Below are 24,829 nucleotides of genomic sequence, written 5' to 3'. Positions count from 1 at the left end.
GATGGACCGCCACGATGTGGAAGAGGCGGGCCAAGTCGGGGAGTCAGCTTAAGGCAGCCTTAAGCCGGCCCGCACACCCGTGGCTATTGGACGAGGCAGGTCATGCGCATTCTTGTGGTCGAGGACGACCCGGTTCTAATGAACGGCCTACAGGTCGGGCTCGGCTTGCATGGGTTTATGGCTGATGCCGCCGCCACCCTGGAGGAGGCGCGCGCCGCGCTGCGCACCGGGGTGTTCAGCGCCGTCGTGCTGGACTGGATGCTGCCCGATGGTTCCGGCCTGGACCTCCTCCCGGACATCCGCGCCTGCGAGCCCGCGCCGTCGGTCATCCTGCTGACCGCCCGAGACACCGTCTCCGATCGCATCGAGGGCCTGGACGCCGGGGCGGACGACTACCTGGGCAAGCCCTTCGATCTCGACGAGTTGGCTGCCCGCGTTCGGGCCATTGCGCGGCGGTCCACCGGCCGATCCAGCCCGCACCTGACCTGGAACGATCTGGTGCTGGACCCAGCGCAGAGGTGCGTCAGCAAGGACGGTGTCGATGTGCCGGTGTCGCGACGCGAATTCGCCGTACTCCACGCCCTGATGGAACGGCCTGGTGCTGTCCTATCTCGGGTCCAGATCGAGGACCGTCTGTACGGCTGGGACACCGAGGTCGAGAGCAACGCCGTGGAGGTCCACATTCACCACCTTCGCGCCAAGCTCGGCAGGTCGGTCGTGGAGACCCTGCGCGGCGTCGGCTACCGGCTAGGGACGCGCGGGTGATGAATTCGCTTCGCACCCGTCTCTTCGTCGCCTTGCTCGCCATCACCACGCTCGTTTGGGCGGTCGCCGCCGGATGGATCTATGTTCGCACGCAGAGGGACGTCGAACGCGTCCTGGACGCCCGCCTGATGGAGGCGGCGCGTATGGTCTCGTCGCTGGCGGCCAGCGGCGCCGTTTCCGCGCCGGAGGTCAGGATACCCGCCGTGGCAGGAGGATACAGCCACCAGCTTTCCTGCCAGATCTGGTCCCTGGAGGGACGGCTCGTCGCCCGCTCCAGCGGCGCACCGGCGGAGCGCCTGAGCCAGATCCGCGAGGGGTTTTCGGAAACCGTGGTGCAGGGGGAAACCTGGCGCGTCTATACCATCCCGCGCCCGGAGGCTGGGCTGCAGGTGATGGTGGGCGACAACCTCAAGGTCCGGCGAAATCTGGTGCGGCAGGTGATCACCGGACTGCTGCTGCCCGCGGCCGCTGGCGTGTTCGCGCTCGCAGGTTTGATCTGGTTGGTCGTCGAGCGTGGCCACGCACCTCTACGCCGTATCGCCGACACCCTGGCGCGTCGCCCGGCGGCGGACCTTTCGCCGATCCATGAGATCGGCGCGGCTGACGAACTGCGCCCGATGATCGGGGCCCTGAACAGCCTTTTCGAGCGTCTTGCGGCCTCCCGGGAGCGTGAACGCCACCTTACCGCCAGCGCCGCGCACGAGCTGAAGACGCCGCTGGCAGGGCTCAAGACCCAGGCCCAGATCGCCCTGGCGACGACAGACCCGGCCATACGGTTTGGCGCGCTCAGCCAGATCGCGGTCTCCGTCGATCGCACGTCGCGTTTGGTCAACCAACTCCTTGAGATGGCCCGCCACGATGCCCGAGAGAACGCGGCGAGTGACGCCGCCTGGATCGATGTGGATGCCGGCCTCGCCCAGATCGGCGCCGAGCTCGAACCCGTTCGCCGTGACCGCGGGCTGGATCTCGTGATCCAGCCGTCCTCCACGGAGATTTTCATCAGCGCCGAGCTGTTCCGCGCCGCGTTCCGCAACCTCATCGAGAACGCCCTGCAGTACGCGGCCCACCGCGTGACCTGCCGATTCGAGGCGACTGCGGCCGGCGCGCGCTTGGTCGTCGAGGACGATGGACCCGGCACGTCGGCGGACGAGCTCCCCAGGCTGCGTGAGCGCTTCTATCGGGGACGGGGCCACACGGGTGTCGGCAGTGGCCTTGGCTTGTCGATCGTGGACCTGGCGGCCCGCCAAGCCGGACTGACGCTCGACCTGGCATCAAGCGCGGCCGGCGGCCTTCGCGCCAGCCTTGCGGTTCCACCCGACCGCACGCGCCCCTGCGCCGTGGAGCCCGCGCCGCCGTCAATGGCCAGTGCGGCGCAGGCTCCGCGCCAACCTTAGCCCCCGCCGGCGAGAAACTCCGCTGGGACCGGCTTGCCGAGAATTTCCCCCAGGAAGGCCGCGAGATCCTTCCCGTCGGCCTTGGTCGGCCGGGCGGTCCGGTACACCAGATCGCCGGCCGTCAGCGATCGGGCGAGCAGCGGCCCCGAGGGGTTGCCGGCGCCGATGTGCCCGAAGAAGCGGGAATAGGCCGCCGCCACGATCGGCGCATAGCGATCCGGTTCGGCGGTGAGTTTTTCCGCCGCGTCGCCGTAGGCTTGTGTGATCCGATTGAGCGTCCGTCGCTTCTCCGCGTCCGCCAGCATGCGCTCGGTGGCATGGAATCCGCCCAGCGGCAATTGTCCGGCCAGAAAGGACCGATAGCCCGAGAACACCGCCTGCAGATCGATGGCGATGAGGCGGGGAGATGGGGCGCCGATAGGTTTGCCGTCGGCGCTCGCGCCCAGCCCAGGAGACGCAGGCGGTCGCATCCCGGATCGCATTACGAGGCCGGTGCTCCCAGGACTGGGAATGGTGATCGCGGCGGCCTTGCCGGCAAGCACGCGCATGGCGCCTTGCGCGACGGGCAGATACTCCACGTGCATGTCGCGGGAGGGATCCAGTCCCTGGCGGCGCGCCGCGGCCTGGAAGATCAGATCTCCACCGCCCCCGCGACCGGGGCCGACGGGGCCGCTCACGATGGTGGTCCGGCCCTTGAGGTCCCGCAATGTCCGGACGTCCTCGGCGGCCACCTGGAAGAAACCGCGCCAGGTGGTGATGGTGTGAAGGCGCAGATCGTCCACCGCGCCGGAAACCCGTTTCTGCGCTGCAATGTAGGTCATGGCCAGTATGGCGTCGGCATGCCCCAAAGCGAGCAGGCTGTCGAACTCTCGCGACTCCGCCACGGCCAACAGTTTGACCGGCAGCGAGGGATTGAGGCTCATGGCCAGAACAAGCGGGAACACATGCGGATTGGGCGTGGCCGCGATGCTCAGCGACCGTGGCGAAGCGGCGCTGGCCATTCCGCCTGGGCCAACGGCTGCGCCGGCTACCAGCCCAGCGGCGAGCAAACCGCGCCGACTGATGGCGATCGCCGGGAGCGCGTGCGGTGAAGATCGGTCCGAAGTCATCTGCTGTTCCTATCGATCGTTTGCGGTTTGAGGGCTGCTTGCGGAGGCGCCGTCAGGGCGGATCTGCTGCTTGAGGGCATCCGGGGCCGCTTTAGGGGAGGCGATGTCGGCCGCGCCCTCAGCGGCCATCGGCGAGCCGTGCTCAAGGTTCGTCGGGCGACCGTCGCCCAGGAGGACGCCGTTCACGGTCCGGCCGTACATGGAGGTCGGGCTGGCGTGAAATCTGGTGCGCGTTTCCTCGATCGAGCCCGTGAACCGGGGATCCTGAGGGCGCGGCTGGCTGTCCATGTAGGTCGCCACGTCCCAGGCCTCCTGGTCGCTCAACGTGCCGCCCTGGCTGAGCGGCATGTTCGCCTTGATGAAGCCTGCGGCGTTGGCGATGTCAGACATGCCGGCGCCCCAGTTGTACGACTGGGGGCCCCACAGCGGCGGGAAGACCATCTTGCCGTTGGATGACTGGCCCTGGCCGTCGACGCCGTGGCAGAGGGCGCAACTGGCCTTGTAGACAGCCGCGCCGCGGGCGTAGTCTGGGCGTTGAGGGGGCGGTGCGAGCTTCGGATAGCCCTGTCCGGGCAACTTTGCGCCCACCGGCGCGCCCATGGTCAGGAAGTAGGCGTAGCTCTCCAGCGCCACCAGGACCGGATCGCCCAGCGGCGGCGGTTTGCCGTTCATGCTGTAGCGGAAGCAGCCCTGCAGCCGCTCCTGGAACGTGTTCACGTGGCCGTTCTTCGCACGATACGCGGGGTAGAGTGGGTAGGCGCCCCAGAGCGGCGCCGAGTTGGCGAGGCGGCCGGCATCCAGGTGGCAGCTGGAACACCGCAGGCTGTTGCCAACGTAAGTCGGGGCCAGGGCGCCGGTGTCGGTGAAGATTGCCTTTCCCAGCCGCACCTGGCGCCCGAATTCGTTGTCAGGGATGGCGCTCTCGGGTGGGGGATGAAAGCCGCCGGTGGCCGGTTCGGCGATGCGATGCTTCGCAAGATGGGGCGATATTCCCACCCCGAGCGCGAGCATGCCGAGCCCGATCACCGCGGCGATAGCGAGGGTAGCGAGCCTCCTCGAAGGCGCTGAGCGTCCGGTCATCGGCCCGGTCCCGCACTGCTTTCGGCGCCCGCCGGCTGCGCAGCGTAGTAGGCGGCGACGGCCCTGATCTGCGTCCTGTTCATCCGGCCGGCGATGCCGCGCATCAGGCCTAGCGGATCGTTGCGTCGCTCTCCGCTCTGGTAGCGTCGAAGCTGGGCCACGAGGTAGGCCTCCGCCTGGCCCGAGAGGGCGGGCGTGGTCGACCCCACGCCTCGTCCGTCCGCCCCGTGACACGAGGCGCACGGCGGTATTCCGACAGACCAGGCGCCATCCAGCGCGAGGGCGCGCCCCGCCTCGACGAGAGGCGCGGTGGCGGCTGGTCGCGGGGGCGGCGGCAACTGCGCATAGTAGCGCGCCACGGCGCGCCGTTCCGCCGCCGTCAGCGACCGCGCCACCGGAGTCATGGCGCGGCTTGGCCGGGCCTGTTTCGAGAAGGCGTCGAGCTGCCGCAGCAGATAGGCCTCGTCGAGGCCCGCGAGCCGCGGGCCGTCCTGGACCGCTACGCCTTCTCCGGACATTCCATGACACGACGCGCAGGCCGGCGTGCCGTGCGCAATGACGCCCGTGCGCGCTATGGCCTTGCCCGAGAGCTGGACCGTGTTCTCCTGGGCATGCGCGCTTCCGGCCAAGGCGATGAGCAGCGACCAACCCGCACCGCGAGCCCACCGGCGAGTCAGCCGCTGTGGGCAAGACTTGGAGCGCTCACCCAACTCCCGGGGGCCGGTCGGGGGACCCTCCACGTCGGTTACCAGCCGCGCGCCATCGCGCGGCTGTAAGCCCGGCGCGTGCGGCTCAGCGGGGCGGCTGGTCATGACCGGCGCCGGCCTTGGGTACGATCCAGCCCCAGCGGGCGAAGATTCGCCCGGCCTCCGGCGAGGCCAGGTAGGCGGCAAACGCCTTGGCGTCAGGGTTGGCCTGCCCGGCGTGCGTCAGGGCGACGCCGGTATCGCGATAGATCCGATACTGCGGCTCCACCTCCACCACATCGGCGAGCTGGGGGTTGGCGACCTGCCAGATGTTCCAGATGATCCAGGCGTCGAGGCTTCCATCCGCGATCCAGGCGGCCTTGGCCTCGGCGCTCGTCAGGGCATAGGCCGCGATGTTGCGTCGCAGGCCTCGCACGGCGCCGATGTCGCCGGTCCGCCCGGCCATGTCCTCCCACAGACCGTTCTGGCCCGCCCCGTTCACCACCAGCACGCGATAACCCGGTTTCATGAGGTCCCGGAGACCCTTGATGCGCTTCGGATTGCCCTTGCGGACGAGGATCGCCGAGCGGCGCAGATAGAGCGGCTCGGCGGTGGACGGCACGATCTGGCCGTCCAAGGCGACCATGAAGTCGCTCATCATGGTCTCCGACCCGCTGTAGATCACATCGGCGTCGCCCTTGGCCCGCTCAAGCCAATCCTTCGTCGGCCCGGCGACCACCTCTACCTTGACACCTCGGGTGGCCGCGAAGCTGGCGGCGGCCTCCTTCATCGCCGGGGCCGGCCCGCCAGGGCCATAGATGTGGACCGGCCCGGCGGCCGCCGCACCAGCGGCAAACGCCAAGGTGGCGATGACCCCGATCAGACGAGCAAGCATGGGATTTCCTTCGTCTTGACCCGCACCGGCGCGGCCTTCGGCTGGCGTGACCTCATGCCCGTCGCCATCAGTTGACGACCAGGGCGTAGCCATCGAGCTGCTTGTGGGTGACGGTCATCAGCGCCGCGAGATCGATCTGCACACCGGGCAGCACCTCGCCGGTCGCGATCTTCATCGCCGCCATCGCCTGCCCGCAGACGCGCACCTCGACCCCGGCGGCTTCCAGCTCGGCAATCAGGGGGGCGTTGGGGTTCTTCGCGCCGGCATGGCGCCGCGCGAAGGCCTCGTCGGTCATCACCGCCTCGGTGGCGGGGCCGTGCAGCACGGCGAGGATCTGGCGGCGTTGTTGCGAAACGCCACCTTCGGCGAGCATGTTCACGTAGCGCGCCACCCGATCGAGCCCTTGGGAGGGCTTGGTCGATCCGAGCTCGCCCTTCGAGATATCGAAGACGACCTTGTAGGTGCGCGACCGCTCAGGACGCTCCTTGGCGTCCGGGAGCGGCGCCACGGCGCCATAATTCGGGACTGGCCGCGGTTCGGCGCTGGCGCTGGTCGCCAGCGCGGCGGCGATGAGGGTGATGGCCAACAGTTTCATGCTCAGGTCTCCTGGAGTTGTGGGGGAGGGGACGGACGCGGATGCGGCCAGCCCCCTAATTCAGCCTTGGATTGATTTGCTCTCGAGCCCGCGGAGGGCTCGTTCGGTTTCGTCCGGGCAGTCGCCGCAGAGCTGGTTGGCGGGAACCGCCAGATCCATCTTCTTCGGATAGGGCAGATTCAGCTCGGCCATGATCTGTACGAACTCTTCGCGGGTCTTGCCGCCTCCGAGCCGCGGGTTGCGTTCGCGCTCCTGACCCACGGTGGAAACGTGTCGGTGGTTGTAGTCGTGGGCCGGGAACACCAGGGCCTCGTCGCCCAGGGCGAAGATCTTCCCGGTCACCGAGCGGTAGAGGGCGGCCGCATCGCCGCTTTGGAAATCGGTGCGCCCGCAGCCGTCGATGAGCAGGGCGTCGCCGGTGAACACCCGCGTCGCGCCAAGCGTCTCCACCACATAGCTGTGGTGGGTGTCCGTATGGCCGGGCGTGAATAGCGGCTGCAAGGTGAGCGCGCCGACCTTCAGGGGCCGGTCCTCCGCGACGCCAAGGTCCGCGCAGCCGAGCCCGTCCGCGGCGGGGCAGGCGATCTTGCTGCCGGCTAGGCTGCGCAGGCGGCAGGCCGAGGTCAGGTGGTCGGCGTGGATGTGGGTCTCAAGCGTGTAGGCGAGCGTCAGCTCAAGCTGCTGCATGACCCCCAGATCCCGCTCCAGCGTCTCGAGCACGGGATCGAGCAGGACAGCCTGGCGGGTTTCCGGGCACGCGAACAGATAGGTGTAGGTTGAGGATTCGGGCTCGAACAGCTGCTGGAAGATCATATGTCAGCTCCAAGATTGAAGGCTGGGTTGTCGGGTTTCTGCGTCTGGATTTGGGCTTGCAGCCGCCGGATCGCCTCGTACTGGGAGAGATGCACCTCGCCCGTGAGCGTCTTCAGGAAGTGCGAACGCTGCAGGCGGTCCATCACAGGTCCTTTCACCTCAGAGAGATGAAAGGTGACGCCCGCGTCCATCAGGCGCGCGTTGATCGCCTCCAGGCTTTCCAGCGCGCTGGCGTCGATCTCGTTGACCGCCGAACACATCAGTACGAGGTGCCGGATCGAGGGATCCTTGGCGATCAGGTCGTAGACCGTGTCCTCGAGGTAGCGTGCGTTGGCGAAGAACAGGCTCTCATCGACCCGCACGGTGATGATGCCGGGCACGGTCTCCACCTGGTGGCGCAGGACATTGCGGAAGTGCTCAGTGCCCGGCACCCGGCCCACGATCGCCACGTGCGGGCGGGAGCCTCGGTAGAGAAAAAGCGCCAGCGACAGGCCGACGCCCGCGATGATGCCGGCCTCCACGCCCATCCCCAGGGTCAAGGCAATGGTCACGGCCATGGCTGCGAAGTCGCCGCGGGAATAGCTCCAGGTCCGGCCAAGCGCCTTGAAGTCGACCAGCGACAGCACCGCGACCATGATCGTGGCCGCCAGGGTGGCGTTCGGCAGGTCGCGTATCAGCGGCGTAAGAAACAGGGTGGCGACCGCGATGCCGACGGCGGTGTAGGCGCCGGCCGCCGGGGTCTCGGCGCCAGCGTCGAAGTTGACCACGCTGCGCGCGAACCCCCCGGTGACGGGAAAACCCCCGGAAAACGCCGATCCGAGGTTCGAGGCGCCAAGCGCGATCAGCTCCTGGTCGGGATCGATCCGCTGGCGCCGTTTTGCGGCCAGGGTCTGGGCGACGGAGACCGATTCCACGAAGCCGACGACCGACAGCAACAGGGCGGGGATGGCCAGGGCGACCCAGGCGGCGGGATCTAGCTCCGGCAAGGCGATCTGCGGCAAGCCCCTGGGAATTGCGCCCACCGTGCGGACGCCGGCGGCGCCGAGGTCTAGCGCCCAGACAGCGACGGTCGACGCGGCGACGACGATGACGGGTCCGGCCTTGGCCAGCATGCTCGCCGCTCGCGCTGAAAGGCCGAACCTCTGGAGCAGCGGCTGCAGTCCCCGCCTGACCCAGAACAGGAATGCCAGGCCGGCGACGCCGATCACGGCGGTGGGCAGGTTGATCGCGGTGATCGAGCCGGCGAGTTCGCGTCCGATCTCGATGAGGGTGTCACCTCCGGCTGGCACGCCCAGCAGGTGTTTCAGCTGGCTGGCGGCGATCAACAGCCCCGAGGCGGTGATGAAGCCGGAGATCACCGGATGGCTCAGGAAGTTGGCCAGGAAGCCCAGCCGGAACAGGCCGATGGCGAGGAGAAACAGCCCGGAAAGGAAGGCCAGGGTGACCGCCGCGCCCAAGTATTCCGGCGTGCCCTGCGTGGCCACATTGCCGACCGCAGCGGCAGTCATCAAGGAGACGACGGCGACGGGACCCACCGCTAGCGTGCGGCTGGTGCCGAAGATGGCGTAGGCGATGAGGGGGGCGATGCTGGCGTAGAGACCCACCTGGGGCGGCAGCCCCGCCAGCATCGCATAGGCCAGCGACTGCGGGATCAGCATGATGGTCACGATGACTGCGGCCAGGAGATCGTTGGCCAGGGTCTCGCGCCCATAGCGTGACCCCCAATCCAGGATCGGAAGGTAGCGCCTCAAGCTCACCGGGCCGCCACGGGACCGAGGGCCTCGGTCCCGGTGGTCGCGTCCTTCAGCTTGACGGGCACCATCATGTAGCGGACGCCGTTGGCCTCGGCGGGCGGGAAGCGGCCAGCCCGGATGTTCACCTGGATGGACGGCATCAGCAGCGCCGGCGCGGAAAGCGTGGCGTCGCGGGTTTGGCGCATGGCCACATAGTCGTCCTCGCTTACGCCGTCATGGATGTGGACGTTCTTCTCGCGCTGTTCGCCAACCGTCGTCTCCCAGGCGTAGGCGTCGCGACCGGGGGCCTTGTAGTCGTGGCACATGAACAGCCGCGTCTCGGGCGGCAGGCTCAACACCTTGCGAATCGAGCGGTAGAGCTGGCCAGCGTCACCGCCGGGGAAGTCCGTACGCGCCGTGCCGTAGTCGGGCATGAACAACGTGTCGCCCACGAAGACGGCGTCGCCGATCCGGTAGCTGATGTCGGCCGGCGTGTGCCCCGGCGTGTGCAGGACATCGACCTCGAGGCCGCCGATGTGGAAGCGTTCGCCGTCGGCGAACAGGTGGTCGAAGTCGCTGCCGTCGGCCTTGAGGTCAGTGGCGTTGAAGATCGGGCGGAAGATCTTCTGGACGTCCCGGATGTGCTCGCCGATGCCAACCGTCGCGCCGGTCTTCGCCTTAACGTAGGGGGCGCCGCTTAGGTGGTCGGCATGCGCGTGTGTCTCCAGCGCCCAGACCACCTTCAGCCCCAACGCTCCGGCGACCGCGAGCACCTGTTCGACCGAGCGGGTGTCGACCTCGCCCGACGCATGGTCGTAGTCCAGCACCGGGTCGATGATGGCGGCGTCGAGGGTCGCTGCGTCCCACACCAAGTAGGTGACGGTCTTCGTCGCTTCGTCGAAGAACGGACGAATCTGCGGGTCTGGTGTCATCTCGGTCTCCTGGCGGTGTGCGGCTTGACACATATATAATATAACTCTAAATTAGCAAATACTAATCAAGAAAGATCGCAATTGAGAAATGCCGACGCAGGCCCGTTGGTTGCGGAGTTCGAAGCCCATGCGGCCGAGGCAGCGCAGTTCCTGAAGGTGCTGGGCAACCAGCACCGGCTGCTGGTGCTGTGTCACCTGGTCACCTTCGGCGAGATGCCGGTCAGCGCGCTGGTCGCCCGGGTGGGCCTCAGCCAGTCGGCGTTGTCACAGCACCTTGCGAAGCTGCGAGAGGACGGGCTGGTCACCTACCGACGCGACGCCCAGACGCTGCACTACCGGATCTGTGACGCCCGCGCCGAGCGGATCTTGGCGGTTCTGAGAGACATCTTCTGCCCCGAGTTGGGCGAATGACCAGGAGACACAACATGACCACGGTCCGGGAAATCTCACCTCGCGACGCCGCCGATCTGGCCAAGGCCGGGGCGGTCGTCGTCGACATCCGCGAAACCGCCGAGCGGGAGACGGGCGTCATCCCCGGGGCCTGCCACGCGCCCCTGTCGGCCCTTGCCGCCGCCGAGATCGGCGCCGAGGCTGGGCGCCCCGTCATCTTCCACTGCAAGAGCGGCGGGCGCACCAAGGCCAACGCCGCGGCGCTGGAACAGAAGGCCGGCGCGAACGACGTCTACATCCTTGCCGGCGGCATCGATGGCTGGCGCGACGCAGGCCTTCCCATCGAAGGCCCGAAGTAGGCGCAACCATGGAAACCCAGTTCACGCCCGTCGAAGCCCTGGTGGGCGGCGCCCTGATCGGCTCGGCCGTCTTCGTGCTGTTCCACACCCTGGGCCGCATCGCCGGGGTGAGCGGGATGCTGAGCGCGTTCCTGCGCGCCGCCACGCCGGCTGGAGAGCGGGTTTGGCGCCTGGCGTTCCTGCTCGGCCTGCTGCTCGGACCCCTGCTGGCGATCGCGATCCTCGACCGACCCCTGGTGCAGCCCTCCCCGGCCAGCCTTCCGGTGTTGATCGTCGCAGGGCTGGCGGTCGGTCTCGGAACTGGCATGGCCAATGGCTGCACCAGCGGACACGGAGTCTGCGGGGTGTCGCGCCTTTCGCTGCGGTCCATCGTAGCCACGGGGGTCTTCATGGCCTTCGGGGTCCTCACGGCGTCGGTCGGGCGCCACCTCTTCACGGGATGAGCGCGCCATGACCCTCGGTAGGATCCTTTCCGGCCTCCTTGCGGGCCTGCTGTTCGGGGCGGGCCTCGCCATCTCCGGCATGACCAACCCCAACAAGGTGCTCAACTTCCTCGACCTGACCGGGACCTGGGACCCGAGCCTCGCGCTGGTGATGGCCTCTGCGATCCCGGTGGCCGCCCTGGGGTTCTGGCTCGCCAAACGCCGTGAGCGGCCGCTGTTCGAGCCAGGATTCACCCTGCCCCGAAACACCCGGCTGGAGTCGCCGCTGGTCGTCGGCTCGGCGCTGTTTGGGATCGGCTGGGGCCTGGGGGGCTACTGTCCTGGACCGGCTATTGCCTCGCTGAGCCAGCCGAACGGACCGCTCGTCGCCTTCCTGGTCGCCATGACCCTCGGCCTGCTCGCCTCGGGACGGGTCGCGGGGTGGCTGTCCCCGGCCCGATCGGTCGGGCCGCCGCCGACCGTACCGCCATCGCGAGCGCACAAGGGGATGTGATGATATGGACCAGCACCGCGTCACGATCCTGCAGATCAACGATCTGCATGGCTACCTTGAACCTCATCCGGAACTGATACGGTCGGGCGACCAGTCGGTCTTCGCGACGCTGGGCGGCCTGGCGCGCATCGCGACGCTTTACCGGCGGGTTAGGGACGAAACAAACGGCGCCGTCCTCGCGCTCGACAATGGCGACACCTTTCATGGGACCTTCGTCGCGGTCCAGTCCAAAGGCGCGGCCCTGGCGGCGCCCATGAATGCGCTGGGCATCGACGCCATGACCGCCCACTGGGAGTTCGCTTATGGGCCAGCCGGCTTCAAGAAGCTGGCGGCGCAGCTGAACTATCCGGTGCTGGCGATCAATTGCTACGACAAGTCGACGGGTGAGCTGGCCTTCAAGCCGTACCAGATCTTCAAGCGCGGGAGCTTGCGGATCGGGGTCATCGGAATCGCCTGTCCGATCGTCGACAAGACCATGCCGCCGTCATTCAGCGAGGGCATCCGCTTCACGATCGGCCGCCAGGAACTTCCTGGCTGGATCAAGCGCCTGCGCGATGTCGAAGCCGTGGACCTCGTCGTCGTGCTCTCGCACCTGGGCTTTCCGCAAGACGTGAAACTGGCCCGCGAGGTCGATGGCGTTGATGTGCTTGTCAGCGGCCATACGCACAACCGCATGGCGGCGCCTGTGATCGAGAACGGCGCAATCATCTTTCAGTCCGGGTGCCACGGCGCATTCATCGGCCGCCTCGATCTGGAGGTGCGTGATCGCAAGGTCGTCGCGCATACCCACCGGCTCATTCCCATCGACGAGTCGCTGGCGGAGGAGCCCGCGATGCACAGCCTCGTCGAGGAGGCCCTCGCGCCGCACCGAACGATGCTGAACGAGGTGATCGGTCATACCGAGACGGGCCTGGACCGATACAGCATGCTGTCGGCCTCGATGGACGACGCGCTGCTGGACGCGATCGCGACTGCGGCTGGCGTGGATATCGCCTTCTCGAACGGCTGGCGCTATGGCGCGCCGATCCCGCCGGGACCGGTCACGATGAACGACCTCTGGAATATGATCCCGATGAATCCTCCGGTCTCCGTCGTGGACGTGACGGGCTCGGAAATCTGCGCGTTGCTGGAGGAGAATCTCGAGCGGACCTTCGCCCCCGATCCTTTCGATCAGATGGGGGGATACGTAAAGCGTTGCCGCGGCTTGAACCTCTACATCAAGGTGGAAAACCCGCGGGGCCGCCGGATCGACCGACTGTTCGTCGCAGGGCGCCCGGTCGAGCCGGATAAGACCTATCGGGTCGCCTTCGTCACCGCTCAGGGCGTGCCGGGCAAGTACGGCCGCAACCGACACGATCTCGACGTCCGCGCCATCGACGCCCTGCGCAGCTACTTTGCCGAGAAATCACCGCTGAGGCTCGGTCCCCAAAGGACTGTGATGGCGGTTTGATGCGCCCCGGCGCGCTTGCAACCGCTCGCGCCGCCGATCCAGGAGACGACCATGAGCTACTATTTTTCCAAGCTGATCGAAGGCGACTTCGCCGATGTGGTCGGCCGCACGCGCGAGGCCCTGAAGCAGGAGGGCTTCGGCGTCATCACGGAGATCGACGTCCAGGCGACCTTGAAGTCGAAGATCGGCGTGGACTTCCGGCCCTATCTCATCTTGGGCGCCTGCAATCCGGCGATGGCCCACGAGGCGCTGGAGGTCGAAGAAAAGGTGGGCGCCATGTTGCCGTGCAATGTGGTGGTGCAGCAACGCGCTGACGGCGCGGTGGAGGTCGCCGCCATAGACCCTGTCGCCTCCATGCAGGCCATCGACAACGCCGCGCTGAAGGAAAAGGCCTCCGCGATCGCTGACAAGCTCCAGAAGGCACTGAGGGGAATCTGACCGCGCGCGCGCCTGATCCCAACTCACATTTCCGATAATGCTTATTATGCGCAACGCGTATGTGTCTGTTATTATTACATTTTCTGCAAGCATAGTACATTAGGCGCGAAACTTATCGACGGAAGCTTCACTCTACCGGCACCCCCTCCGCGCCCATGAGAATCGCCAGTTGCGGCACCAACAGTTCGATTGCGTAGTCGCGGATCTGCTTGGCGTTAGCGGGCTCCTGGTCGACCAGGTCGCCGACGTGGGCAAGCGCCATCCGAACGAATGACATACATACGATCGCGCGTCGCTCAGGCACGGTCAGCGCTCGAAGCGGCCGCATCAGCCCCTCAATCACCGCGTCGGTACGCTGATCGAGCTCCGAGAGGCCATTGGCCGAACGGATGTCGGGCCGCCAGGCGTGTCGGGCGTCGAGCTTGCCTTGATAGCCCCACTCCAAGCTGGCTAGGCCGTCTTGCTCGACTTGGTCCGCGAAGGCTCGAAGAAGGCTGGCCGCCTCGAACCGACGATCCTGGCTGGAGCTTTTGTAGGTGACCCCGCTCACGGCCGCAGCAACGAAGGCTTCCGCAATATCCCAGCCGATCTCGGCGCGAGGTTGGTTCAGGTCCGCCGAGTCAAATTCTCTGAGCTTGAAGAAGGCGTTGAGCACGAGCTCGTAGACCTGCGCTTTGTACTTCGTGCGCTCCGAAGCCTCGCTCATGCCATCCTTATCCTTCCGGCCGCTCTCTTGGGCGGCGCCTATCTCTGATATCGTGAAGTCGATGCAAGGTCGAAGACCGGGGAAACCTACCTGAATGCTGTATGCGTGGATCGACGGCGTGAAACGCCCTCCGCTGGTGAAGGGCGAGCGCACGGCGTGCCCCGACTGCGGCGGGCTTCTCACGTCGGTCATGCCCGTCGAGAACGTCAACCATTGGCGCCACAAAGCCGGCGACTGCGACCCCTGGAGTGAGCCGGAAGGCCCCTGGCACCTCGGCTGGAAAGAACAGTTCGATCTGGCTTGCCGTGAGGTCGGCTTGGTCGACAACGCGACCGGCGAACGCCATCGGGCCGACGTGCTGTGCGGTTTAGGGACGCCAACCTCGACGGTCCTAGAGCTGCAGCACTCCTCGATCTCCGAGGAGGAACGCGGGGCGCGGGAGGCCTACTATACCCGCGGACATCGCATGTTCTGGCTAGTTCACGTCTACAGCAGCGAGACGGCCTTCACCGGCCACAGCTTCGGGTTCTCGCTCGACTTCGGCAGTCACCCCCGCCAGGTCGACAGCCACACCTTCTTCATCATGCGCTGGATGGGCCGCAGCAAGCAGTTTATCGAGAAGTGGAAGCGGGCGACGGCGCACGTCTTCTTCGATTTCCAGGGCCATATCTTCTTCCTCGCGGGCGATGAGCTGGCGCGACGGATCAATGGAGGCACCCCACTGCGGAAGGGCGAGTTTGCGCTTTGCAGGGTGCCGCGCGATCAGTTCGTGCGGTCGGTTCAAGGGCTTGCCTGAGATGGCCGCGGGCAATGTGCACGTGGACCTGGGCAATGGCCTGGAGGCCTATCTGGCCGTCGCTGACGAGACGGCTGCCGAGCTGCTGGCGTCGGATGATCGCTGGGTCGCGACCCTTCGCGAATACGACCTCCATTTCCGCACCCGGCTATGGAGCGAAGGGGCGCCGGACACCATGGCGCTCATCTTGTTCATGAACGCCTACCAGTTGTTCCTGGCCGGCGTGCGCACGGCGCTCAGCGGCCATTCCGTGGCGGTCTTCCCCTTGTTGCGCACGGCGTTGGAATCCGCGGCCTATGGCGGATTGATCGCCGCGAAGCCGGAGCTGACCACAGTCTGGACCAACCGCCACCGTGACGACGCGGCCAAGAACGCCTGCCGCAACGCCTTCACCTTCGCCAAGGCCATAGCGCCCCTGAAGGATCGGGCGCCGGACATTCATGACCTGGCGGTCCTCACCCATGACGGCGCCATCGACTTCGGCGCTCATCCCAACATCAAGGGAGTGTTCGGCCACGTGTCGCTCGATGAAGACCGATCGGACGACTTCGCGGCGGTGACTCACACGAGCCTCTACAGCGCTCGGCACATCGAGACGATCCGCGGGCTCTGCGCCTGCCTCGACTTTGGCCTGGCGATCATCGGCGTCATCGCCCTAGCGGGCGCCTTCCCTAGCGCGCAGGTGGTCAGCGAGCTACAGGCGCTCAACGACGCCAAGAACACTGCCACCGAGCCTTATTCCGCACCGCCCTGACCGCCCGCGGCGCAGCCAACAACGATAGTCTCGCCTCGGCGGCTACACGTCCCGAAGCTTCACCATTACTCGGGTGACGAGCGGCCCTCCAGGAGCTAGCCTCTGCCAACATAATGGCTGCGTCAGGTGGCGAGGGGGGACGCGTGGCAGACTTAAGTCTCGTTGAATGGGCCGGACAGCAAGCTGCTTGGGTTCAAGATTCACTGCGCCGGATATCCACGACCGCTGGGTTCACAGTCAGTGAGGAGGACCGCAAGGCGATCCTGGATCGGATCAATTATGCCGCAAACAGCCTTGGCGATGAGCCTGCATGCGATGCCTTGACGGCCGAGCACCTTTCCCAATGCTCCGAAACAGGACCTCGCGCCGTGTTGGCGTCGATAGGGCCCCTTCAGAACATCGATCGTTTGGCGAAGGACCAGCGCCTGCGCTTCGCGCCCACAGGGGTCACGCTAGTTTTCGGGGAGAACGGCAGCGGAAAAAGCGGCTACGCGCGCATCGCGAAACGGCTTTGCCGCAGCCTTTCAGTCGACGAGTTGAAGGGCGACGTCTTCAAGACCAAGCCCGACGGGCCACTTCAGGTGAAGCTGCGTTACCAGATCGGCGACGACCCGATCACCGAGCTCGACTGGGTTCCGACCACCCCGCCGCCGCCGGCGCTGAAACAGATCTCTGTGTTCGACAGCAAGAACGCTCGCCTTTATGTCGACCAGCAAAATCGTATTGCATATCTGCCCATCGAGATTGCTGTCTTAGAGCACCATGGGCAGCTGTGCGGCACCTTCGGGACCGATTTTTCGACCCAACAAAGCGTCATTGAGAAACGACTAAAGACGCCCCTGCCCACTGGCTACACTCCCGGCGGAAAGATGCAGGCATTCCTCGCCCGGTTGGACCCGAAGTCGCAGTCGGCCCCAACAAAGATGGAGATCGAAAGCCTCGCAGGCTTGAGCGCTGGCGAGATCGAAGAACTGAAGGGTCTGGAGCGCAAGCTGCTCCAAGATCCGGTTGCACAGGCCGCCACACGGCGACGGGCGTCCCAAGTCCTGGCGCGGCTCGTTGATGTCCTCACATCCTTTGAGAACGGCTACTCCGACCCCGCGCTGGCGGCGCTTGGAAAGTTGGTCGACGAGGCTCGCGCGACTGCCGGCGCGGCCGGCTTGGCGGCGACGGCGCAGTTCGCCAATGAACCCATGCCTGGAGCGGGCGGCGAGGCCTGGCGGATTCTTTATCAGGCTGCTCGCGATTTCGCGGCGTCGTCGGGAGGACCGGCGGACAGGATCGCCGACCAAGTCGGCGACCCCTGCCCTCTTTGCCAAGAGCCTCTCGGCGAGACTGCGGCCGCCCGCATGGCGCGGTTCAATGCGTTTGTGCAAAGCGAAACGGCCAAAAAGGCAGACGCCGCACGAGAGGCCCTCGATGCCGCGAAGGCGGCCTTGGAGGACTTGGTCGTCCCGCCCACCGAGGTCGTCGTCAACAGCTTGACCGGATACGCCGGGATAGATGCAACGCGGGCCACGGCGGTCATCCAGATCGAAGCCGCGCTGACGACCTACGCCGCCCGGCGAAAGGCGATGATCGATCGGATCACTGACGCGGCGCTCGAAGTACCGTCTCTACCCGCGTCCCTACGCTCCATCGTAGCGGCCGACATCGAGAAACTCGATGCTGAAGCGACGCAGTTGGAAGCCACGGCGACCCATGCCGCCGCATTGGACGCGGACCGCAACCGCATCACCGAGCTGAAGGACCGCAGTAAGCTTCACGACGACCTTGCGACGGTCCTGCAGAGGGCTGAAGAACTGCGCGAGCTGGCAGCGATTAAGGCCTGCCAGACACAGGTCCAAACCCGAGCCATATCGCTCCAGATCAGCTCACTCCGGCGTAAGCTCGTCACGGAAAACCTGCAGTCGCGCATTCAAGCTGAGATCACGCGGTTCGACCTCGACCACATCCCGTTCCGGGTCAGCGACTCGAGTGAGCAAGGCCAAAGCAAATTTGCCGTTGGGCTGCAGGGCGTCGACAAGATCGCCAACAACCAGATTCTCAGCGAGGGCGAACAACGCGCGCTGGCCCTCGCTTGCTTCCTCGCGGAGATCGCGGATGAAGGCGCCACCTACGGCTTAGTCGTCGACGACCCCGTCTCCTCGCTGGACCAGCGCCGGATTCGTCTGGTGGCTCAACGCCTGGTGCAGGAGGCTGCGAAGGGCCGACAGGTTGTAGTGTTCACCCACAATCTGGTGTTTTTCAATGAAATGGTGTCCGAGGCGGCGCGCGTTGGCGACAGCGCGCCCTTGATCAAAATTTTCGTCCGAAAGACTGAAGCCGACGGTTTCGGCGTTGTTGAGGAGGACACCGAGCCGTGGTTGGCGAAAGGTGTCAACGCCCGGATCAACGATCTCCGAGCACGCGCCAAGGTGCTGGCAGCCGAGACCGATTTCACGGGGGACAACTATCGCCGCTCCGCAAAGGACTTCTATTCCGATCTGCGGGAGACCTGGGAGCGTTGCGTCGAGGAGATCGTCCTCAACAACACCGTTCAACGGCTAGTCCCCGATGTCATGACCATGCGGCTTGGCGGCGTGATCGTGAGTGATGAGGACTATAAGGCGATCTACTTCGCGATGAAGCACGTGTCCGAGCGATCGGGTCATGACATGCCGGCAGGTCGCGATATTCCGGTGCCGACGCCGACCGAAATGCTGGGTGACGTGGAGACGCTCGACAAGTTTCAAGTTGAATACAAAAAGCGCCGCAACGTGGCAGATGTGGCCCGTAAGGCCTTACACGCGCCAGTTAAGGCCGCGTTGGTCTAGCGAGCCACCGCGGTCAGCCGTTCGGCCGGAAGCCGGACTGCTCCAGCCAAAATAGATTCTCCGCGCATCGCGTTATTTCGCGCAAATCCGGTTCGTCGCACTCTTTGAAGAGCGCCTCGGCGAGCGTGAGCCGTTTCTCGAACGAGACGCGGCTAAAATTGAACGAGGGATGGGCGGCGAGGATGACCGCCTTGGCCGCAATTTCGGCGCTGGCAGCCTTGGCTTCCACTTGTCCGTGCATTTGGGCTGCCTCCCTAGCCGTGCCCAGAACCTCGTCGAGAACTTCATCAAAAGCGTCATGCCAGTCCGCTGACGCGGATGACGTATGCAGCACCCCGTCGACCATAAATCCCGCCAACGTCGTCCTGATTTCACCCGCATGGCCGGCGATGCGCCGGTGCGCCGCCGTCAGTGCCGCAGGCGCCTTTTCGATGCCGAGCTCCGCCAAGGCTTCAGTGGCGTCAGCGATCTCTTCGTCCGGATCGAACGCGACCTCGACCAGATAGACCACCTTGGGGCGGGCTGCCGATATCAACCGGATGGCGTCCTCCTGCTCAAGCTGCACCAGTGGGACCGCCGTTCGGCCCCCTTGGTCAGGGAAACCATCGACGACACAGGCCTGTGCCGTCTCCGCAGACCCGCGGATCGCGGTCGCCAGATCGATAGCCAAATTCGCTGTCATAGCTGCTCCCTAAACCCCCAGCCTTTCACTGATGACGCTACCCTGCGGCTGGCGCACAACGTCGAAGCCCATCGGAATCTGCTCCTTCACGGCCTCGACGTGGCTGATGACGCCCACCGCGCGATCCTGACCCACCAGGTCGCGCAGAGTGTCGAGGGCGACATCGAGGGTCTCGTCATCGAGGTGACCAAACCCCTCGTCGATGAAGATCGCATCCAGTTTGACGCCGCCGGCCTCAGCCTGGACCACATCTGAAAGCCCGAGCGCCAACGAGAGCGAAGCCAGGAACCCCTCCCCGCCTGAGAGCGTGTGGGCGTCGCGCTTTTGATCGGTGTGGGCGTCGTAGACATCGATATCCAAGCCCGCCCTGGCCCGGCCATCGCCGCCTTCGTACTTCCGGAGCAGCGCGAACCGTCCGCGCGACATGCGCGCAAAGCGCTGATTGGCTGCTTCGAGGACCAAGTCGAACGTGGCGGCGATCGCGAAGTCGCGCAGGCGCAGGCGGTGAGCATTTCGACCGTCGGTCAGCTGGGCCAGCTCGCCGAGGACGCGATACCGCTCCGTGGCGGCCGCGAGCTCACCAGCCAGACGAGTGACCAGGGCCTGAGTGGCTTCCAGCTGCCCCAGCTTCATCGTGGTGGTCGTAAGGGTCTCCTCCGCCTTGGTCAGACAGGCGTCGGCATCTACCAAAGCGGCCGAGCCGGCCTCCAGGTCGGGGCGATCCAGGCCGTCGATCGCCGCCACAGCGCGGTCCCGCCGATCCTGCGCGGCGGCCAACCCGGCGACATGTTCCGCGATTGTCCCTGTCAGGGCGTCGATGTTGGGGATGTCGCTCTTGGCCGCATCATAAGTGCCATCGCTGAGCCTCGCGTTCGTCTTGGCGGCGACAAACGCAGCGCGGTGCGCGTCACGCGCCGCGGCCAGTTCCGTCACACGACCCTCGGCATGCGTGAGCGTGGAACGGGTGGCCTGAACCGCCTCGCTGGCACGCCGCTCGTTCTCGACAGCGGATTGGTGAGCGGTGTTCATCTGGTCACGGTGTCTAATCGCCGCCTCGACGCGAAGGGCCGCCGCGGCGCCGTCGCGCAGATCTGCTGGCACGTCGGCCAGGGAGGCCTCGAGCGCCGCTGTGGCCGACATCGCCGACTTGTCCGCCGCCGCATGATGGTCGCGCGCCACAGCGAGCGCTGCCGTTGTCACGGCCAGCTGTAACTTGGCGGCGTCAACGGCCGCCTGGGTCGTGCCTATATCTGGGCCGGCCCGCAGGGTGGCTAGCTCGTCCTTCACAGCAGAGATGTCTGCGGTGATCGCGGAAATGTCCCGCTCGGGCGCTCGAAGCTCCGCTAATCGGGCGACAGCTTGCGTCCATTCGCCGTCAGCCCTAGCGGCCGCCTGCGCACCCTGACGTTCGTCTGCGTCGGCGGCTTCCCGCGCGGTGCGGGCTTGCCGCCAGGCGGCGTCCAAGCCTTGACCTTCTTCAGCGCCGCCGGATGGCCGTGGGTGCTCAGTGGATCCACAAACCGGGCACGGCACGCCATTCTCTAACTTGGCGGCCAGATGCGCGGCCTGGGCCGAGGCCAGCGCTTCTTCTGCCGCGGCTTCCACGTCGCGAAAGTCCGCAAGGGCTTGGCGCAGCGATTCGTGGTTCGCCAATGCCGCCGACCTCGCGCCGGTGAACTTCTCGACGGCTTCTGTAGCCCCCGCGAATTGGGAGGCGTGTTCTCGCGCCTGATTCAAGGTCTGTAGAACGCTCTCGACCTGCGAAATGCGCAGGATCGTGTGCTGGACGGCGGCGTGCGCCTCCACAGCGGTCGCATGCGTCTGCTCTGCCGTATCGTAGGCCCGCAAAGCCTCATCGAAGGCGGCCTTCGCATCCACGACGGCCAGTGACGATTGACGCGCTGCCTCGCGCAGGGGCTCGGCGCCGGCAACGCGCTTTTGGATGCCCTCGAGCTGCGTTACCGCGACAGCCGCGGCCTCACGTTCGAGCTGGTGGGCAACAGATCTCTGCAGAGTGGCGGTCGCCTCTGAGCAAAGGCGGGCTGCCTCTGCCTCCTGCACTGCCGCGTGGGCGCGGGCCGTGAGGCCCCCAGCAAGGTCATTTTCAGCCTCAGTGGCCCGGCCATCGGCTGCGACACATCCCACGGCGCGTTCGGCAGCCTGTTTCCGCAATTTCAGGGCCTCAATGTCGGCGGTGCGCGAAAGCACCACGTTGAGCCCCTCCAGCGCCGCGTCGTGTTCCGAAAATCGATCCTGGATTTGCTGGGCCGCTTGCAGCGTCACACGAGCCGCATCCCGGACGCCGCGCGCGGCGTCGCGGCCAGCCGTCTGGACGCCAACGTCGGTCTTAAGGGCTTCGATCAGCGTCGTCAGCGCATCGGCGTCAGACACTGCGTGGGCCTGCAGGTGGCCATTGATCACCGACCTGCCCGTCTCAACTTCATCCCGTAGGTCAGAGGCCTCTGACTTCAGCCGCTCGACGAAGCGCTCGTAAAGCGAGACGTCGAACAGCCCGCGGAGCACAGCGGAGCGCTGGTCGCTCGAAGCCGTCAGCAGCTGACGGAATTGTCCTTGGGGGAGCAGGACCACCTGACGAAACTGGGCGGCGCTATAATTTAAGATCGAGCGCATCCGATCAGCCACGACCTCGACCTTGCGCTCTTCCATCACGACGCCAGGGTTGTCGGCGTCGATGTCATCGACCTCGATGTCCGTCGCGTCGTACAGCGCGGCCCAGTGCTGGCGCTCGACAAGGGCGTCGCCACGTTTGCCTCGGACCGTCTGACGTGGACGCCGCACGACGTGATATCGCTTGGCCCCGACCTCGAAGATCAACCTCACCTCAGTCTCGACATCGGGCGTGGCATGGTGCGAGCGGAGGTCATCGCCCTGCCGCTCCTGGCCTGACGATTCTCCGAATAGGGAGAAGCAAATGCCATCGAGAATCGAAGTCTTCCCCGCTCCCGTCGACCCGTAGATGCCGAAGAGCCGGCTGCCCAACGCCGGCCGGAAATCGACGGTTTGAGTGTCGGCAAACGGCCCGAAGGCCGTCAGGGTCATCTTGATGGGTCGCATGTCAGCCCTCCTCGCTCTGGAGGTCGGTCAGCGCCTCATCGATCATGCCCGTCTCGTCATCGTCAGGCCCCTTCCCGCGCACCGCATCGAGAAAGCTGGCCACCAGCTTGACCGGGTCTTGCCGATCAACTGCCGCGGCCGCCGCGCCAGGGCCGACAGCGGCGAGCCTGTTCAGACGTTCCAACTGCAGCACATGAGGGTAGACAGCGCGCAACTGGCCGATTGCATCGATAAGAGCGCCCTCGTCGGTCAACACCGCCTTGATCAGAGCGCTGGCGCCTATCGCGTCGGGCGCTCGACCCGCCGCGACCAAGTCCGCCAACTTCCCCGTCACGACCCGCAGCGGGCGGGGGCTGGCCAACGGAATTTCCGTCACCTGGGCGACGCCGCCAGCGTCCAGCTCCACCAGACTCAGGGTCTTCACCTCGTCAGCCTCGTCGAAGCCGAAGCCCATCCATGAGCCGCAGTATCGGATGTGGGACGCACCGGCCTCCTGCGCGCGATGCAGGTGACCCAGGGCGACGTAGGCCGCGCCGTCAAACATCGCTGACGGCACCGTCTCGATACCGCCCACCTGAGCCAAGGGCCGCTCCGTCTCCGTGATCCGCCCGCCCTCGACAAAGGCGTGGGCCGTCACAACCCATCGCGCGCCAGGCGGAACATGCTGGCGGGCTTGCGCCAGTTGCGCGGCGAGAGCGTGGGCGGGGCTGGCGATGCCGACTTCGTCGAACGCCTCCCTCGCCGCAAAGATCTCGCAGTAAGGCAAGGCTGAGAACGCCACTTGGCCGTGCTCGTCGCTAAGGACCAAGGCGTGCGGGCGGTCTCTCAGAGGCCCCCGGATCAACACGCGCCGCGGATCCTGCAGCGCCGAGTTGAAGCTGACACGATCAGGAGCGTCGTGATTGCCTGCGATCGCCACGATCGCCGCGCCGGTGTCGGCGTAAACGCGGGCGAGGAAATCGTTGAAGAGCTGCACCGCTTCCTTGCGCGGCACCGCTCTGTCGAAGAGGTCGCCGGCGATAATCAGCACGTCGACGTTGTGTTCGACGATCACCGCAAAGATCTGGTCGAGGAGTTCGGCCTGGTCGTCGAGGAGGCTCTCCTGCGCCAAGGTGCGGCCAAGATGCCAATCCGATGTGTGCAAGATCCGCATCTAAGCCCAACCTCCCGTCTATATAGTTTCTATATGGACCAGAGCTTGGCCGTCAACTAGACTCTCCCCATGTCGTCCCCCTCGCCGCGATACGCGCATGAAGCCAGGCAGCGGTTTCTCGACGGGCTTCTCTTCTGGGAAGGTCGGGTCAACCGCCGTGACCTCATCGACACCTTCCGTGTGTCGCAGCCGCAGGCGGCGCTGGACCTCAAGGCCTACCTCTCCGCCCTGCCCCCGGGACAGATCACCTACGACACCCGCCAGCGACGTTATGAGGCATCGCCGACCTTCGAGCCGCTGTTCGGGGCGCCCAGCGTCGACTCCTGGCTCGAACGCTCCAGGCAAGCGGGTCTGGCGGTCGAGGTGCTGCCGACCTTGGACCGGCCGCTCGATGTCGGGCTGATGGCGCGTCTTTACCGGGCGATCCGGGATCGCAAAACGGTTCACGTCGCCTATCAGACCATGCGCCGCGCTTCGGCTGAGGATCGTTCGATCACGCCCACGGCGTTCGTCTCGGACGGGCAGCGCTGGCACGTTCGGGCCTACTGCCACCTCCGGCATGACTTCAGAGATTTTGTCCTCTCCAGGATCGCGATGGCGCCCAATCAGGTGGAGGCCGGGTCCTCAGCCGCCGACCTGCCGCTCGATTCCGATTGGTGCTCCTGGGTTACCCTCAAGCTGGCGCCGGCCGCACACCTTGAGGAAAACCAAAAGCGCGCGGTGTGCTGGGACTACGGCATTGACGGCGTCCTGTCGGTCACGGTCCGGCGGGCCCTAGAATTCTACGCCATGCGCCGTTGGGGCCTCGATAGGCCGGAAAGCCGCCTGAGCATCGTCGGGCGCACGGAATCTGCTCCAAATCCGGAGGATCAAGGATGAGCACGACTGCCGCCCAACACGCACTGGCTAACGATTGGCCGGTGATGATGCTTCGCCGCGTTGATCCCAGCCGCAACATGTCGCGGTTCTGGTCAGCTCGCCTCCAGCCCAGCTTGTTTGAAGAAGTGCTCCTGGTGCGTGCCTGGGGTCGTATCGGCTCTCGCGGCCAAGAACGGTCCTATTGGTTTGCAACCAGACAGGCCGCCCTCGCGGCGTTCGAGAAAATTACGGCAGCCAAGCGGCGACGTGGTTACGCCGCCGACGCGGAGCGCACAGCCGTGGCGCCAGCTGGGCGCGACTGGACCCTGAAATTCCCTCCCGGCAGTCACGGAGTGGAGAGACCCCGACGCTTGGGCGCTGGTGAAGCTGTAGCTGGGTGAGTTAGGGAAGTCG

Annotated in this window: 25 protein-coding genes; 13 read left to right on the top strand and 12 right to left on the bottom strand. The window is 66.0% G+C overall.

The window, feature by feature from the left end; all coding sequences use genetic code 11:
* Nucleotides 1–102: 102 nt before the first annotated feature.
* Together Q7S93_RS13385 and Q7S93_RS13380 are read left to right on the top strand one after the other, a co-directional pair.
* Nucleotides 103–765: a response regulator gene (locus Q7S93_RS13385; protein ID WP_304714388.1), complete on the top strand. Its 663-nt coding sequence runs from the start codon at nt 103–105 to the stop codon at nt 763–765.
* Nucleotides 765–2,159 (top strand): ATP-binding protein, encoded by a 1,395-nt coding sequence (locus Q7S93_RS13380; RefSeq protein WP_304714387.1) that lies wholly within the window; start codon nt 765–767, stop codon nt 2,157–2,159. Before Q7S93_RS13385 ends, Q7S93_RS13380 begins: the two co-directional genes overlap by 1 nt.
* Here the strand turns inward: Q7S93_RS13380 and Q7S93_RS13375 are convergent.
* From Q7S93_RS13375 to Q7S93_RS13340, 8 genes are all read right to left on the bottom strand, one after another.
* On the bottom strand, nt 2,156–3,160 hold the full coding sequence (locus tag Q7S93_RS13375; RefSeq protein ID WP_304714386.1) for a hypothetical protein: 1,005 nt from the start codon (nt 3,158–3,160) through the stop codon (nt 2,156–2,158). The genes Q7S93_RS13380 and Q7S93_RS13375 overlap by 4 nt on opposite strands.
* Before the next feature lie 117 nt (nt 3,161–3,277).
* Nucleotides 3,278–4,348 (bottom strand): c-type cytochrome, encoded by a 1,071-nt coding sequence (locus Q7S93_RS13370; protein WP_304714385.1) that lies wholly within the window; start codon nt 4,346–4,348, stop codon nt 3,278–3,280.
* Nucleotides 4,345–5,160: a c-type cytochrome gene (locus Q7S93_RS13365; protein WP_304714384.1), complete on the bottom strand. Its 816-nt coding sequence runs from the start codon at nt 5,158–5,160 to the stop codon at nt 4,345–4,347. Before Q7S93_RS13365 ends, Q7S93_RS13370 begins: the two co-directional genes overlap by 4 nt.
* Nucleotides 5,141–5,929, bottom strand: a complete 789-nt coding sequence (locus tag Q7S93_RS13360; protein ID WP_304714383.1) for a substrate-binding domain-containing protein — start codon at nt 5,927–5,929, stop codon at nt 5,141–5,143. Before Q7S93_RS13360 ends, Q7S93_RS13365 begins: the two co-directional genes overlap by 20 nt.
* Nucleotides 5,930–5,996: 67 nt before the next feature.
* A complete protein-coding gene (locus Q7S93_RS13355; protein WP_304714382.1) occupies nt 5,997–6,524 on the bottom strand; it encodes a DsrE family protein in 528 nt (175 codons plus the stop codon).
* Nucleotides 6,525–6,584: 60 nt separating this feature from the next.
* Nucleotides 6,585–7,337, bottom strand: a complete 753-nt coding sequence (locus Q7S93_RS13350) for an MBL fold metallo-hydrolase (RefSeq protein WP_304714381.1) — start codon at nt 7,335–7,337, stop codon at nt 6,585–6,587.
* Entirely contained in the window at nt 7,334–9,088 is a 1,755-nt protein-coding gene (locus Q7S93_RS13345; RefSeq protein WP_304714380.1) for a SulP family inorganic anion transporter, read from the bottom strand. The genes Q7S93_RS13350 and Q7S93_RS13345 overlap by 4 nt, the downstream gene beginning before the upstream one ends.
* A 2-nt stretch (nt 9,089–9,090) precedes the next feature.
* Nucleotides 9,091–10,002, bottom strand: coding sequence for an MBL fold metallo-hydrolase (locus tag Q7S93_RS13340; RefSeq protein ID WP_304714379.1), 912 nt, complete (start codon nt 10,000–10,002; stop codon nt 9,091–9,093).
* Between the two features lie 81 nt (nt 10,003–10,083).
* Here Q7S93_RS13340 and Q7S93_RS13335 point away from each other — a divergent pair, with 81 nt between their 5' ends.
* Genes Q7S93_RS13335 through Q7S93_RS13310 form a run of 6 tightly spaced genes read left to right on the top strand, consistent with a single transcriptional unit; the run spans nt 10,084 to nt 13,575 of the window.
* Complete coding sequence (locus tag Q7S93_RS13335) at nt 10,084–10,413, top strand: ArsR/SmtB family transcription factor (protein ID WP_304714378.1); 330 nt, start codon at nt 10,084–10,086, stop codon at nt 10,411–10,413.
* A gap of 14 nt (nt 10,414–10,427) precedes the next feature.
* Nucleotides 10,428–10,751, top strand: a complete 324-nt coding sequence (locus tag Q7S93_RS13330; RefSeq protein ID WP_304714377.1) for a rhodanese-like domain-containing protein — start codon at nt 10,428–10,430, stop codon at nt 10,749–10,751.
* Nucleotides 10,752–10,759: 8 nt separating this feature from the next.
* Nucleotides 10,760–11,194 (top strand): YeeE/YedE family protein, encoded by a 435-nt coding sequence (locus tag Q7S93_RS13325; RefSeq protein WP_304714376.1) that lies wholly within the window; start codon nt 10,760–10,762, stop codon nt 11,192–11,194.
* Between the two features lie 7 nt (nt 11,195–11,201).
* Entirely contained in the window at nt 11,202–11,687 is a 486-nt protein-coding gene (locus Q7S93_RS13320) for a YeeE/YedE family protein (RefSeq protein WP_304714375.1), read from the top strand.
* Nucleotides 11,688–11,691: 4 nt separating this feature from the next.
* A complete protein-coding gene (locus Q7S93_RS13315; RefSeq protein ID WP_304714374.1) occupies nt 11,692–13,137 on the top strand; it encodes a bifunctional metallophosphatase/5'-nucleotidase in 1,446 nt (481 codons plus the stop codon).
* Between the two features lie 51 nt (nt 13,138–13,188).
* Nucleotides 13,189–13,575 carry a DUF302 domain-containing protein gene (locus tag Q7S93_RS13310; protein WP_304714373.1) on the top strand — a complete coding sequence of 129 codons (387 nt, stop codon included), beginning with the start codon at nt 13,189–13,191 and terminating at the stop codon, nt 13,573–13,575.
* Nucleotides 13,576–13,702: 127 nt separating this feature from the next.
* Here the strand turns inward: Q7S93_RS13310 and Q7S93_RS13305 are convergent, their stop codons facing one another.
* Nucleotides 13,703–14,281 (bottom strand): hypothetical protein, encoded by a 579-nt coding sequence (locus Q7S93_RS13305; protein ID WP_304714372.1) that lies wholly within the window; start codon nt 14,279–14,281, stop codon nt 13,703–13,705.
* A gap of 94 nt (nt 14,282–14,375) precedes the next feature.
* Here Q7S93_RS13305 and Q7S93_RS13300 point away from each other — a divergent pair, with 94 nt between their 5' ends.
* From Q7S93_RS13300 to Q7S93_RS13290, 3 genes are all read left to right on the top strand, one after another.
* Entirely contained in the window at nt 14,376–15,077 is a 702-nt protein-coding gene (locus tag Q7S93_RS13300) for a hypothetical protein (RefSeq protein ID WP_304714371.1), read from the top strand.
* Nucleotides 15,070–15,831, top strand: coding sequence for a hypothetical protein (locus Q7S93_RS13295; protein ID WP_304714370.1), 762 nt, complete (start codon nt 15,070–15,072; stop codon nt 15,829–15,831). The genes Q7S93_RS13300 and Q7S93_RS13295 overlap by 8 nt, the downstream gene beginning before the upstream one ends.
* A gap of 143 nt (nt 15,832–15,974) precedes the next feature.
* Entirely contained in the window at nt 15,975–18,647 is a 2,673-nt protein-coding gene (locus Q7S93_RS13290) for an AAA family ATPase (protein ID WP_304714369.1), read from the top strand.
* A 13-nt stretch (nt 18,648–18,660) separates the two neighbouring features.
* On the opposite strand, the gene Q7S93_RS13285 is transcribed toward Q7S93_RS13290, so the two are convergent.
* The 3 genes from Q7S93_RS13285 to Q7S93_RS13275 are packed head-to-tail and all read right to left on the bottom strand — an operon-like array spanning nt 18,661 to nt 23,557.
* Nucleotides 18,661–19,329, bottom strand: a complete 669-nt coding sequence (locus tag Q7S93_RS13285; protein WP_304714368.1) for a hypothetical protein — start codon at nt 19,327–19,329, stop codon at nt 18,661–18,663.
* Nucleotides 19,330–19,338: 9 nt separating this feature from the next.
* Nucleotides 19,339–22,404 carry an AAA family ATPase gene (locus Q7S93_RS13280; protein WP_304714367.1) on the bottom strand — a complete coding sequence of 1,022 codons (3,066 nt, stop codon included), beginning with the start codon at nt 22,402–22,404 and terminating at the stop codon, nt 19,339–19,341.
* Between the two features lies 1 nt (nt 22,405).
* Nucleotides 22,406–23,557: an exonuclease SbcCD subunit D gene (locus Q7S93_RS13275; protein ID WP_304714366.1), complete on the bottom strand. Its 1,152-nt coding sequence runs from the start codon at nt 23,555–23,557 to the stop codon at nt 22,406–22,408.
* A gap of 69 nt (nt 23,558–23,626) precedes the next feature.
* Here Q7S93_RS13275 and Q7S93_RS13270 point away from each other — a divergent pair, with 69 nt between their 5' ends.
* Together Q7S93_RS13270 and Q7S93_RS19075 are read left to right on the top strand one after the other, a co-directional pair.
* The gene (locus Q7S93_RS13270; RefSeq protein WP_304714365.1) at nt 23,627–24,436 is read left to right on the top strand and encodes a helix-turn-helix transcriptional regulator; all 810 of its coding nucleotides are present in this window, start codon (nt 23,627–23,629) and stop codon (nt 24,434–24,436) included.
* Nucleotides 24,433–24,816, top strand: a complete 384-nt coding sequence (locus Q7S93_RS19075) for a WGR domain-containing protein (protein ID WP_370652158.1) — start codon at nt 24,433–24,435, stop codon at nt 24,814–24,816. Before Q7S93_RS13270 ends, Q7S93_RS19075 begins: the two co-directional genes overlap by 4 nt.
* The last annotated feature ends 13 nt before the right edge of the window (nt 24,817–24,829 follow it).

It is taken from the genome of Phenylobacterium sp. (assembly GCF_030646615.1).
In the GTDB taxonomy this organism is placed as follows: Bacteria; Pseudomonadota; Alphaproteobacteria; order Caulobacterales; family Caulobacteraceae; genus Phenylobacterium.
Note: the sequence above shows the minus strand (reverse complement) of the source record. Positions and strands in the feature narration are given on the sequence as shown.

Excerpts from the sequence above, each read along its gene's own strand:
- Q7S93_RS13385 (WP_304714388.1), top strand. The coding sequence starts at position 103 with ATGCGCATTCTTGTGGTCGAGGACGACCCGGTTCTAATGAACGGCCTA.
- Q7S93_RS13380 (WP_304714387.1), top strand. The coding sequence starts at position 765 with ATGAATTCGCTTCGCACCCGTCTCTTCGTCGCCTTGCTCGCCATCACC.
- Q7S93_RS13375 (WP_304714386.1), bottom strand. The coding sequence starts at position 3,160 with ATGGCCAGCGCCGCTTCGCCACGGTCGCTGAGCATCGCGGCCACGCCC.
- Q7S93_RS13370 (WP_304714385.1), bottom strand. The coding sequence starts at position 4,348 with ATGACCGGACGCTCAGCGCCTTCGAGGAGGCTCGCTACCCTCGCTATC.
- Q7S93_RS13365 (WP_304714384.1), bottom strand. The coding sequence starts at position 5,160 with ATGACCAGCCGCCCCGCTGAGCCGCACGCGCCGGGCTTACAGCCGCGC.
- Q7S93_RS13360 (WP_304714383.1), bottom strand. The coding sequence starts at position 5,929 with ATGCTTGCTCGTCTGATCGGGGTCATCGCCACCTTGGCGTTTGCCGCT.
- Q7S93_RS13355 (WP_304714382.1), bottom strand. The coding sequence starts at position 6,524 with ATGAAACTGTTGGCCATCACCCTCATCGCCGCCGCGCTGGCGACCAGC.
- Q7S93_RS13350 (WP_304714381.1), bottom strand. The coding sequence starts at position 7,337 with ATGATCTTCCAGCAGCTGTTCGAGCCCGAATCCTCAACCTACACCTAT.
- Q7S93_RS13340 (WP_304714379.1), bottom strand. The coding sequence starts at position 10,002 with ATGACACCAGACCCGCAGATTCGTCCGTTCTTCGACGAAGCGACGAAG.
- Q7S93_RS13330 (WP_304714377.1), top strand. The coding sequence starts at position 10,428 with ATGACCACGGTCCGGGAAATCTCACCTCGCGACGCCGCCGATCTGGCC.
- Q7S93_RS13325 (WP_304714376.1), top strand. The coding sequence starts at position 10,760 with ATGGAAACCCAGTTCACGCCCGTCGAAGCCCTGGTGGGCGGCGCCCTG.
- Q7S93_RS13320 (WP_304714375.1), top strand. The coding sequence starts at position 11,202 with ATGACCCTCGGTAGGATCCTTTCCGGCCTCCTTGCGGGCCTGCTGTTC.
- Q7S93_RS13315 (WP_304714374.1), top strand. The coding sequence starts at position 11,692 with ATGGACCAGCACCGCGTCACGATCCTGCAGATCAACGATCTGCATGGC.
- Q7S93_RS13310 (WP_304714373.1), top strand. The coding sequence starts at position 13,189 with ATGAGCTACTATTTTTCCAAGCTGATCGAAGGCGACTTCGCCGATGTG.
- Q7S93_RS13305 (WP_304714372.1), bottom strand. The coding sequence starts at position 14,281 with ATGAGCGAGGCTTCGGAGCGCACGAAGTACAAAGCGCAGGTCTACGAG.
- Q7S93_RS13300 (WP_304714371.1), top strand. The coding sequence starts at position 14,376 with ATGCTGTATGCGTGGATCGACGGCGTGAAACGCCCTCCGCTGGTGAAG.
- Q7S93_RS13285 (WP_304714368.1), bottom strand. The coding sequence starts at position 19,329 with ATGACAGCGAATTTGGCTATCGATCTGGCGACCGCGATCCGCGGGTCT.
- Q7S93_RS13280 (WP_304714367.1), bottom strand. The coding sequence starts at position 22,404 with ATGCGACCCATCAAGATGACCCTGACGGCCTTCGGGCCGTTTGCCGAC.
- Q7S93_RS13275 (WP_304714366.1), bottom strand. The coding sequence starts at position 23,557 with ATGCGGATCTTGCACACATCGGATTGGCATCTTGGCCGCACCTTGGCG.
- Q7S93_RS13270 (WP_304714365.1), top strand. The coding sequence starts at position 23,627 with ATGTCGTCCCCCTCGCCGCGATACGCGCATGAAGCCAGGCAGCGGTTT.
- Q7S93_RS19075 (WP_370652158.1), top strand. The coding sequence starts at position 24,433 with ATGAGCACGACTGCCGCCCAACACGCACTGGCTAACGATTGGCCGGTG.